General features: G+C 56.5%; 12 protein-coding genes. All 12 read left to right on the forward strand.

The window, feature by feature from the left end:
* Positions 1 to 534 (forward strand): LysR substrate-binding domain-containing protein (locus C8K58_RS31975; RefSeq protein WP_256592567.1); only part of this gene is annotated, 534 nt, incomplete at its 5' end.
* A 1,120-nt stretch (positions 535 to 1,654) separates the two neighbouring features.
* Positions 1,655 to 2,404 carry a hypothetical protein gene (locus tag C8K58_RS31980; protein ID WP_054092795.1) on the forward strand — a complete coding sequence of 250 codons (750 nt, stop codon included), beginning with the start codon at positions 1,655 to 1,657 and terminating at the stop codon, positions 2,402 to 2,404.
* Between the two features lie 115 nt (positions 2,405 to 2,519).
* Positions 2,520 to 2,750, forward strand: a complete 231-nt coding sequence (locus C8K58_RS31985; protein WP_054092796.1) for an AlpA family phage regulatory protein — start codon at positions 2,520 to 2,522, stop codon at positions 2,748 to 2,750.
* A gap of 4 nt (positions 2,751 to 2,754) precedes the next feature.
* Positions 2,755 to 3,597 (forward strand): ParA family protein, encoded by an 843-nt coding sequence (locus tag C8K58_RS31990; RefSeq protein WP_108574921.1) that lies wholly within the window; start codon positions 2,755 to 2,757, stop codon positions 3,595 to 3,597.
* A gap of 85 nt (positions 3,598 to 3,682) precedes the next feature.
* Positions 3,683 to 3,892 (forward strand): hypothetical protein, encoded by a 210-nt coding sequence (locus C8K58_RS33285; RefSeq protein WP_054092798.1) that lies wholly within the window; start codon positions 3,683 to 3,685, stop codon positions 3,890 to 3,892.
* Positions 3,893 to 3,906: 14 nt separating this feature from the next.
* The gene (locus tag C8K58_RS32000; RefSeq protein ID WP_108574922.1) at positions 3,907 to 5,493 is read left to right on the forward strand and encodes a ParB family protein; all 1,587 of its coding nucleotides are present in this window, start codon (positions 3,907 to 3,909) and stop codon (positions 5,491 to 5,493) included.
* A complete protein-coding gene (locus C8K58_RS32005; RefSeq protein ID WP_054092800.1) occupies positions 5,490 to 6,038 on the forward strand; it encodes a DUF2857 domain-containing protein in 549 nt (182 codons plus the stop codon). The genes C8K58_RS32000 and C8K58_RS32005 overlap by 4 nt, the downstream gene beginning before the upstream one ends.
* Positions 6,035 to 7,225 carry an STY4528 family pathogenicity island replication protein gene (locus C8K58_RS32010; RefSeq protein WP_054092801.1) on the forward strand — a complete coding sequence of 397 codons (1,191 nt, stop codon included), beginning with the start codon at positions 6,035 to 6,037 and terminating at the stop codon, positions 7,223 to 7,225. The genes C8K58_RS32005 and C8K58_RS32010 overlap by 4 nt, the downstream gene beginning before the upstream one ends.
* Positions 7,226 to 7,486: 261 nt before the next feature.
* Positions 7,487 to 8,242, forward strand: coding sequence for a PFL_4669 family integrating conjugative element protein (locus C8K58_RS32015; protein WP_108574923.1), 756 nt, complete (start codon positions 7,487 to 7,489; stop codon positions 8,240 to 8,242).
* Entirely contained in the window at positions 8,239 to 8,757 is a 519-nt protein-coding gene (locus tag C8K58_RS32020) for a DUF3158 family protein (protein WP_054092803.1), read from the forward strand. Before C8K58_RS32015 ends, C8K58_RS32020 begins: the two co-directional genes overlap by 4 nt.
* On the forward strand, positions 8,754 to 9,227 hold the full coding sequence (locus tag C8K58_RS32025; protein ID WP_054092804.1) for a single-stranded DNA-binding protein: 474 nt from the start codon (positions 8,754 to 8,756) through the stop codon (positions 9,225 to 9,227). Before C8K58_RS32020 ends, C8K58_RS32025 begins: the two co-directional genes overlap by 4 nt.
* A 221-nt stretch (positions 9,228 to 9,448) precedes the next feature.
* Positions 9,449 to 11,100: DNA topoisomerase III (locus C8K58_RS32030; protein ID WP_108574924.1), on the forward strand; the 1,652-nt coding region annotated here is incomplete at its 3' end.

An 11,100-nucleotide genomic window follows, 5' to 3' on the forward strand; every position in this document is an offset into this window, starting at 1 on the left:
ATGCACAGCTCGGCAACTGTTCTAGATATGGTTCAGCGCGACCGGTGCGACTTAGGATTTGCGATGTTTTCTATGCAAACGACTCGCTACGGCAACAGCGAGATTTTGGTATCTGCCAAGATGGCCGGGGTCGTACCGGTAAATCATCGCTTAGCGAGTCGGGAAGTTTTGCATCCAGAGGATTTTGAAGGTGAGAGTTTTATTTCTTACATGCCATTGATGGAGTCGCGCAAGAAAATTGATTCGCTGATGCATGGTATCAGCAGACGTATGAGCGCTGAAACACAGGTTTCTTCAGCAATCCTCAAGCTGGCTGAGGCAGGCTTGGGAGTTTCCATTATTGATCCTTTGACGGCGAGTGCCTATACGGGAAACATGCTCAAGTTCATCCCTTTTGAGCCCGCAATCATAGACGACTTTTCTATCGTAATATCGCAACGCAACTCATCCACACTCATACTCAAGCCGTTCATTGACCACGCTCGGCGAGAAATACGAAAGATGGTGCCTGCGAATCTTATTGTCCGAGGCTAGCGCCACCTCTGATACCCAGAACGGCGAAATTGGTTGATCACTTGGTCGTGTGCGCACTCAAAGTCACACTCGTTACCGCCCTCACACCAGAGAGAGCACAAAGTCCCGTGCTCCACAGAAGTCGAGACTTCGTTGCCCTGCATATCGCCTTGCCACTGAAAAAGGACTGCAGCTTGCTGCCTCACGCCGACCCTAACTGTGTTACTCACTAACTCTTCTCGATGCTACTCAACAAAGGGTGACACGCAACGTATTAGAGACGGTCTTGCTGACCAACGATAGCGTATCCGCGGTGAGCCAGCCAACAGCCACTCCGGCCAAACTCAGATTCAGCCGTTGCGGGAATTGCGCTGCACGTGCTTGGGCGCCACCGTGGCTTTTGCCCACCTCAGTTCCTGCGCAACCGATGTCCGGTTTTCCCGCGTTATTAGCCGGTACTCCACCGGCATGTACGTACTGGCTCGCAGGCGGCATCTATCGATGAGAACTGATACTAGGACCAACGAGCGAACGTAGGCAGGTATCGAGCAGTAAACAAGCCACCTGTACACATCAGCAATGGGCCCAATTACTTGCGTTAAATCAAGCTGTGAAGTATCTGCGGAAAAATTGTTTACTTGGCTGCAGCTAATTTAAAAGCCATGCTTTGGCGCCTGAACGGACAATTCCATAGATTACAAAAGCCTTCCTTCCACTCATTCGAATAGGCCATTGAGCAGTAAGCATATTAAAACAACATAGTGCAATAGGAAAATGAAATAACTTGCCTAGTTAATCTATTACCAGGATTCGACCGGCTAACAAATTACCGATGAATGCAGGAGCCTTACTAACTGAACCTAACCCCAAATCAACTGTCTGCAAAATGGTCTATATTGCTTCACCTAAATTTCCAAATCACTGATCTCTAAATTAACAAACCAATGCAGGCTACAAGAGTCGATCTGTGCACCAAAATAGGCTCTCGGGCAAACACATATGAAAACAGCATCGTGCAATAGGTAAATGGAATGACCTCACCGAGCTAAAATCCGAGTGAACCGCCACTGCCATCAGTGATGGTTGGATATAGGTATTCGGCGAGAGGCCCATCCATTAGGAAGGGAGGTCTATCGCTATTATGTCCTTTTATACATTTAATCCGCATTCCAAAACCTTCTACCGCCCAATCGACGCAGCATTGCGTTGGTGCAATCTTATCCGTTACGAAGCACAGATAGTCCAAGCAAGATGGTCTCGTCCCGAGGAGCTGGCCTCCCTATTTCCGCAATGGCCCTGCTTGCACGCAGCTATCGAAAAAATCTACGACGCAGTACGTAATGGAGAACTGACTTACGGCTGTCTCGGTATTTCGGTTCCCAGAGGGAGTTATGTGGAGCCTTATCAACTAACAATCCGCCATTCTGACCTGCGCCACTGGATGCAGGTTTATTATCCCGATCAGAAGCCTGGCTTTCTGTTTGAATCAAGCAGAGACGCTCATGAGAACGTCAGCCTGGGAACTTTCCTTGCGCTACAAGCGGATCGGGATACCCTTCTACGAGAGCTCAACACGCTACAGCATCATCTCCAAGATATTTCGGTAGATCTCCAGGCTATCGGACTTGAGCGGGATGACCTCAAAGCAATGGTCAAAACGCATGGACAGCTCAGCGAGCGTAGCGAAATCACCTACCAGAACATCATCGGCGTTTTAGTCAATCTCTTCCTGGACCATTCACCCTCTGGAAAGCCTCTCTCCGTATTCAAGAATCAAGCGGCAATCGTCGATGCCGTTATCGCACGCCATCAAGATGTGCCCGGCCTCAGCAAACGAACGCTGGATGAAAAGTTTGCCGCAGCCAATCGCAGCCTCAAAAAAAGCAAATAGACCAAAGCATTGCACTGCAATCCCAACGATTGCAGTGCAATGACGCCCTCCCCATTCTGCTATTCAATTCAGGTCACTTCCCACCACGCGCCAATCGGCGCCAGGAGTGACCAGCATGCCCACCCAATCCTCACCCATCGCTGAAATACCTCTACCGCAGGTCGAACGCCACATCATGCGCCGCGAAGAAGTCGAACGAAAAACCGGCTTCAAGCGTGCCCACATCTACAACCTGATGAAAGAAGGTAAATTCCCTCAGGCTAAACGCATTGGATTGCGTGCAGTCGGTTGGGACTCGCTGGAGATCGAGCGGTGGGTCGTTGAACGCTTAGGTCAGCAGGCCTGATGCCATGCGTGTGGTATCGGTGGTTTCTACCAAGGGCGGCGTGGGCAAAACCACAGTGGCCGCCAACCTTGGCGGTCTTCTGGCAGATGCTGGTCTGCGAGTCCTTCTGCTGGACCTGGATAGCCAGCCCACTCTCTCCAGCTATTACGCATTGAGCCACGAGGCCATCGCTGGTGCGTACGAGTTCATTGCGCTCAACCTGAGAGATCCTGCGCAGATAATTTCCACAACCACTGTTGTTGGTCTCGACCTGATCCTCTCCAACGACGATCAAGGCCGACTGAGCACCTTGCTGCTGCATGCCCCCGACGGGCGACTACGGCTACGCAGTTTGCTCGATAATTTCCGCTCCAATTATGACCTGCTTTTGATCGACACCCAGGGCGCACGTAGCGTGCTGCTGGAGATGGCCATCCTGGCCTCCGATCTCGCCCTCTCTCCCATCACTCCGGAAATGCTCGCCGCCCGCGAACTGCACCGTGGCACCTTAAATCTGCTCAACGGGCTTGAACCATTTCGCCATCTGGGCATTCCACCGCCGCCGTTGAGACTGCTACTGAACCAGGTGAACGCCATTCGGGTGGACACCCGGATGATCATCCGTGGCCTGCGCGAGACCTTCGCTGGGGCTACCAACATCTCGGTTCTAGACACCGTAGTTCCAGACCGCGTGGCATACCTCAATGCCGCCTCCCTCGGCCTACCGGCCCATCGAATCGAGACGCGCCAGTCACGCGAACGACGCTCGCCATCAGCGCTGGAAACCATGCAAGCGCTGGCCATCGAGTTGTTTCCGGAATGGCGCGAAGCGATCTCTACGGTGAGCAGATACGCGGAGATTCGATGAGACGAATCACTCAGCCGGTATTTCTCGCCCAGTCATTGTGTTTGTTCGACCTTGAGGCCAACAGCGTTTGGCAAGGAGTCTTTTGATGTTGGATCAGCTTCCTATCATCGTTCAACCATCCATTCGACCACATCAGCCACCTTGCGAGGAGTACTGCACCGTGGTCTTTCGCCTGCAGGGTGGGCGCTCGGCCATGGGTTGGTTCCTCGCAGAACTCTCCCGACATTTCGAAGGTTCCGGCACCGCCGAGATCGTCAAGTTCGAGGTCGGCGATCATTTGCGCAATCGGCGTTAACCGAGGTTGTTCAGATGAAGAAACTTAGTCAGGAGGAGATCACCGACAAGCTGCACCAGGACCACTTCCCTCGCGGCCCAGAGCTGGAGCGGCTGTCCGATCCACTCATCGACACACCTATGCTGGTCACTCTGGAACAGTTGCGGCCCTACGAACACAACCCGCGTTTCATCCGTAATCCCCTATATGACGATATCAAGGCTTCGATCCGTGAACGCGGGCTGGATCAACCTCCGCCGATTACTCGCCGCCCGGGAGAAACCTATTTCATCATCCGCAACGGCGGTAATACTCGCTTAGCGATTCTCGGCGAGTTGTGGCAGGAAACCCGCGACGAGCGCTTCTTCCGTATTCATTGCCTATTCCGCCCCTGGAGCAATGAACTCACCGCCCTCCTCGGCCATCTGGCTGAAAGCGATCTGCATGGCCAGCTCACCTTCATCGAACGTGCTCTGGCCGTGGCCAAACTCAAAACCATGCTCGAACCAGATGGAGCTGTGCTCTCACAACGTGAGCTGGCACGACGTCTTGCCGCTGGAGGCTATCCGATTTCGCAGCCGCACATCAGCCGGATGCTGGACACTCTCGAACACTTACTGCCCGCGATTCCACAAACCCTGTATGCCGGATTGGGTAAGCCCCAGATCGAACGCCTGATCGGCCTACGCAGCCAGGCAGAACGAACCTGGAACCGATATCCAACCGCCCCCATTGCGTTCGTTGATTTCTGGCTCGAGACTCTGGGCAACTTCGATGCCGACCCCGAATCCTTCGATCTTGAGCAACTCCAGGATGAACTGCTCGAACGCATGAGCCGCTTGCTCGGACAGTCCTACCGTATGTTGGCGTTGGAACTGAGCGACACCCAGCGCGTCATCTCAACGCCGGGCATCGTCGTGACCACACCCTCGGAGAACAGCCATCCGCCGGGCATTGATGAAGCCTCGGCAGGACCTCCCTCCTCCGAGCCCCATTCCAGATCAACGGATGCCAGCCCCCAGACCGAACCTACACGGGAGGAACCGCTCACACCGCCAGAAACGAATGTCGCATCGGCGGTCAGCCCTCCGTCACGCGTTCAACAGATTCGCGAGCAGATCGATCGTGAGACCGCCACCGAAGCAGCACCGAGCGTCGAGGGCTGCACGACCGACGACATCTGGACCATTGCACCAGCACTGGATAGCCCCGAACAACTGCGTTTAGCCATTGCTGGACTGGCGCGGGAAATGGCGGCCTATGCCGGACATCCCGAGAGCGTCATCGATCAGAAGCTTGGCTTGGGCTTCGCTCTAGACATCGAACGGGTTGATCTTGCCACGCCTCGCGCGGCCGGCGTTCACCTGCTGCTCCTGGCCCTGTTGCGCGCTCAAGACGAAGTCAATTGGGAAGATCGTAAGCAACTGCCCTCCGCGCTGTTCGGCCAATTGTTGCTGGGGATCTATCAACTCCCGCTGACAAATCGTCCCGCCGTGGACGTAGGGCTGGAGCGACTGCCCGACGGTCTGTTAATCAAACTGTATCGCCTGATCCGCCTGGCCCGACGCCTGATCGACTTAACGCTTCCGCCTGAAGACAACTCACCGAAGGAGCTGCCATGAACCTCTCCTTCAATGTGCTCAACCAGGCCATGCTGACCCAGGTGCTGCATGAACTGCGCCTGGGTAATTTGCAACGCTGCAAGGCACTCGGACTGGGTGAGGACGACATCTACCTGTTGCAATCCTTACCGCCCACCACGCTGTCGCGCCTGGCCCATGCCACAGTGTCTTGGGTCGAGGTCAAGATCGACTCGCCGGTGCTGCATCGGTTGATCGAGCAAGCCGAACGCGACGAGCAGAACGAGCGCTTGATCAACCGAGCGCTCAAACTGGGTGCCAGCAGCACCATCATGTATCAGTGCTTCGGCCTGGCGCATTCGGAAACCGCCTTGCGTCGGCGTCTGCTCAAGATAGAAACCCGTAAGGGCCGTCCTCAGCATTTGAGCGAAGCCCAGGAGCATGCGCTCTGGCAGCGATGGTGCCAGCTACGCGCTCAGGACGGTCCCGAGGATCAGCTCGACGCCATGATGATGCTGGCCGAAGAGCAACAGATCAGCTTGACCATCGTATGGCAGCAGATAGACCAGTACAGCAACGGAACATGAACACTGCACCTTCCAGTCGCTGGCAACGTGTCCTGCAGCAGTGCACCCAGCAGCTGAGTGAACGCTGGCCCGCACGCCCCACCACTGAACAACCCTCCAACCAGGCCCTACAGGCTGGCTTTTTGTTCAGTGGCCAATCTCACGAAGTCGTGCCACGTCGGCTGCTGTTGGATAATCGACTGACGCCATTGGAACGTAATGCCTGGCAGGTGTTTCGACTCATGCTGCAAGGCCAGGGCGTGGTCACGCCGCGCTATGAGGATTTGCAGCCTTACCTGTCGAGCGCGCCCTACGGTGCATCAGCCTCCCGTGAAACCATTGCTCGGGTGTTGACGATGCTCAGGTTGACACGCTGGCTCAGTTTGGTGAGTCGCGGACGCGATCAGCTCAGCGGACGTCTTCAAGGTTCGCTGTACGTCCTGCACGATGAGCCGTTAACCCCCGCCGAAGCCATGGAACTGGATCAGGATTACCTGGCGCTGGTCGGACATGCCCTCGGTCATGCCACCAAGGCGGTGCGTATTGTCGCGCAGCACGTTGTGGAGGAAGTCCGCCAAGACACGAATATCGATCGGGATCGGTTACCGACGCGGCTTGACAGCTGGGGCGAACACTGGACGCAGCAAGGATTGGATCAGGCAACCGATGCCGTGTTACACGATTCCGAACTGAGGGAAGATGCCCTCGTTCGGAATCGTGCAGGCCCTCGTTCGGATTCCGAACCGGGTCTGAACGCCAGTGTTTCCGGCACCGTTCGGAATCCGAACGCCGCCTGTACTGTATTAAAAGAAAGTATTTGTACAGTACCGCGCGCGACCCCAGCGGTGGATAACCTGCACTGGCCCGCTGCGCTGCACCTGAGCCCAAGCGAGCGTCAGGCCGTCGCCGTGGCGCTGAACAAGCTTAAACCAGGGGATCGGCAGGCGGTGCTCAACGAAGCGGGGGCACGTTGTGCGGCCGGTGGAATCCGCAAGCCAGCGGCGTATCTGATGGGACTGATCCAACGTGCGCTGAAAGGCGACTTTCGTCCTTGGGCAGGTCAGGCCGAACCGTCCTCCATTGCAGAACCGCCCTCACCCGCCCCCTCGCGGCCATCTCGACAACAGGGCGAAACCGCTTCTGCCCTTGCCCAAGCGTGCCTGAATGAGCTGCGCCAACTGCGTGGCAAACGCGGTGGACGTCAGTAGATTTGATGCCTGGCATCAAATCCATGGAGTTCCACTCTGCGAACACATCGGACCAAACTATGAAACTTTTAGGGAAAAGCCGAGACATGCTTCCCATGAACGTAGACGTCAATGGATTTGATGCCACTGGCATCAAATCCACTGACGTCTCCATAGTTAGCTCTCTTAAACCAAAACGAACAGATCGCATTCAGCTTTTTGGCTGTCCTTGACCCTCATCTGTTGCAACGTTCCCGTCCAAGCCGATGCGAGGACACCACCGTGGCCGATCACTATCAACTCAATCTGGGTTCATTGCGCAGCAGCATCACCCTGACCCTGCACACCCACCATGCCGCCCGTATCTGGCAAGGTCGAGCCACACGCGAAGGCGTCCACTCGATCATGGGTATGGCCGGCTACATCAGTGTCACCAACCTGATCAAACAAACCGCGGCCCAGGACGATCCCTATGCCGATTGGGCCATCGTGCAACTCGAAGAAAAACTGATGCAGGCCAAGGTTGGGATGCTGGAACTGACCCAGCAGCTGGACCGGATCAGACAGGACCTGCCGACACAGATCGACATGGGCGATAACCTCAACATCCACCCCGTCACCTTGCCGTTGTACATCGGCAGCCAGCTGGGTTTCCTCGCGGTCTACCTGCTGACCGACTACGACACCCTGGTGCGCCGTACCCTGTTGGCCCATCACACCGCCCTGATCGGCCGCGTCGACATGGAAGCCTGGATCGATGATGGCGCCCATCTGCTGCGCAGCCTGTTCGGCCAGGCCCAGCGCTATCGGCATGCCGGCGTCACGCGCGATGACATGGCGGCGAACAACGCCCGTGCCATTGCGGCCATCGAGAAGATGGGTTTGCCCCCGATGGACATACTGGAGGGTCATCGCCGCTCCCAGTTCGCGCCGCCAATCACTCGCCGTGGTGCGGTGGTAGTGGATGACGCCGACGCGTTGGCAGAGGACGTGGGAGCGTCGTCTGCGACAGTGAATGAGCCGGAGGACGAAGCATGAATCCCCTGACCTCGGCTCACCCAATGCCCTTCGACGCGTTGACACCGGATGCCTATCGACAGCTCGAACACGCAGCCTCCCTAAAAGGTCTTTTAAAACCTTTTAAGGGTAAGGGGGAGTTGGAGCACCTGGCGCAGGTGGCGAGGGAAATTGAGGCGCAGTTATGTCGCCTGATGGAGGCTGTGGTGCAGCAGGCCGGACAGCCTCCTTATTCACTGTTGGATATCCGATTGGTGCTGCAGAACACCAGCGCGGGCAGCACCTTTTTGCGTTGGCGCACCCGTGATTTTGCCCGCATGGGGGTTGCGGTCTGGGAACGCCAGATCTGCAACAACGCCCTGCCCCAGGTCGTGCGCGAGCGATTACACCGTTTCGAATGCGAGCGCATTGCACTGAACCTGCAGATGAGCGTGGTGCATTCGCTCTACCGCCAGGCCACGACGTGCGCGATCAACATGGCCAGTGCCGAACGGCTGCTGCGCCAGTTCACACCCCCAGTGGAGGTATCACGATGAGTACTTTTTTCGTCGGTGAAGGCAATATCGGCAGTGCGCCAGAGTTTCAGGAGTTCACCTCAGGCAATGACGAGCCACGGCGTTTGCTACGGCTGAATGTGTACTTCGACAACCCCATCCCACGCGAGGGCAGCTATGAAGATCGAGGCGGTTATTGGGCGCCGGTTGAGCTCTGGCACCGTGAGGCTGAACACTGGAGCACGCTGTACCAGAAAGGCATGCGCGTGCTGGTTGAAGGTCGTACGGTGCGCGATGAGTGGGAGGACAGCGAAGACAACGCGCGGGTGACCTTCAAGATCGAGGCCCGTCGAGTCGGTGTCCTGCCCCACCGAGTGCATAGTGTGATCATGCGGGAACGATCCAGTGAGCAGTCAGCAGCCGCGAAACACGTCGGGCAAAATACCGAGCAAACCATTTCAACTGTGTCGAAGCCCAGCAAGCGCAAAGCGCCGCCACCTAAGGCCTCATAGCTTAGGTATAAAAATTGCGCCTTTGCGCGAAGTTGCCGACCAGTGATTACTCGCTGTTCGTGAAGATTCATCCTGTTGCCCACGCTACAACAAGGTAGCAGCCTCGGCCCATTCAAAGCTGCACTCACCGACTAATATGAGGAACCTGTCATTCAGGTTTCTCATATCTCGCCCCTGCTACTTCGAACAACGCTGCTCCGAACTCAATCCGGAGCAGTGCTATGCGTCTCTTCCTCTGCGAGAAACCGTCCCAGGGTCGTGACATCGCCAAGGTTCTCGGAGCCACTCGGCGTGGCGATGGTTGCCTGATCGGCCCCGAGACAACTGTCACCTGGTGTATCGGCCACCTGCTGGAGACGGCCCCGCCTGAAACCTACGGCATTCAGTACAAGAACTGGTCGTTGGATCATCTACCGATCATTCCCGCGCAGTGGCAGGTCGAGGTCAAATCCAAGACCGCGGCACAATTCAAAGTCATCAAACGCCTGCTCAGTGACGCTACCACCGTCGTCATCGCGACCGACGCCGATCGCGAAGGTGAAATGATTGCTCGCGAGTTACTGGAGCTCTGCGAGTATCGAGGTCCCGTTCAGCGCCTCTGGTTGTCCGCACTCAACGAGGCCTCGATTCGCAAAGCGTTGTCCTCGCTGAAGTCCGGTCAGGAGACCTTCCCGCTCTATCATTCAGCCCTAGCCCGCAGCCGTGCCGACTGGCTGATCGGCATGAACCTCAGTCGTTTGTTTACCCTCCTTGGTCGGCGGGTGGGTTACGACGGCGTATTGTCGGTTGGACGCGTCCAGACACCCACTTTACGTCTAGTGGTCGATCGGGATCGTGCTATTGCCAGCTTCGTCCCGGTACCCTACTGGACCGTTGAAGTGCACCTATCGTCGATGGGCCTGCGATTCATCGCGTCGTGGTTACCACCACGTTCAGGACGGGACGAGGCGGGGCGTTGCCTGCAACAGGCGTTTGCCCATCAGGCGGTCCAAACAATCACCGATGGTAAGTCCGCCACGGTACTCTCGTTGCAGACTGAGCATTTCCGAGAACCGCCGCCCCTGCCCTTCGACCTGAGCACGTTGCAGGAAGTCTGCTCGCGTAAGCTGGGGCTCGGCGTTCAGGAAGTCCTGAACATCGCCCAAGCCCTGTATGAAACCCACAAAGCCACCACCTACCCGCGCAGCGATTGCCGCTATTTGCCAGAGAGTATGTTCAACGAGGCACCCGCGGTACTCGATGCCCTGCTCAAAACGGATCCTGCACTCAGACCTGCATTCGGGAGCCTCGATCGATCATTGCGCTCCCGCGTGTGGAACGATGCCAAGGTCACAGCGCACCACGGCATCATTCCCACTACCGAGCCGGCAAACCTGGCGCGGATGTCCGAACAAGAACGCCATGCCTACGAACTGATCCGTAGCCACTACCTAGCGCAGTTTCTTCCGCATCATGAGTTTGATCGGACCCAAGTCGAACTGGAATGTGGCGAAGAACGATTGACCGCTGTTGGCAAACAGATCCTGGTCCAGGGCTGGAAAAGCTTGCTCTGCGAAAATACCGAAGAGGATGAGCCCAGTCACAAGTCCCAAGTCTTACCAGCCTTGCAACAGGGCACGCAGTGCGCAGTGGACGATGCGGAGCTCAAATCCATGCGCACTGCCGCTCCCAAACCTCTCACCGAAGGCGATCTGATCAAGGCCATGAAAAATGTGGCCAAGCTGGTCAACGATCCACGCCTGAAACAAAAACTTCGGGACACCACCGGTATTGGTACTGAAGCCACGCGAGCCGGTATCATCAAGGGGTTGATTGATCGCGGTTATTTGCTGAAGAAAAAACGCGCCTTGATGGCCTCCGCAGCGGCCCATAC

Source organism: Pseudomonas sp. GV047 (genome assembly GCF_003058245.1).
Taxonomy (GTDB): domain Bacteria; phylum Pseudomonadota; class Gammaproteobacteria; order Pseudomonadales; family Pseudomonadaceae; genus Aquipseudomonas; species Aquipseudomonas marginalis.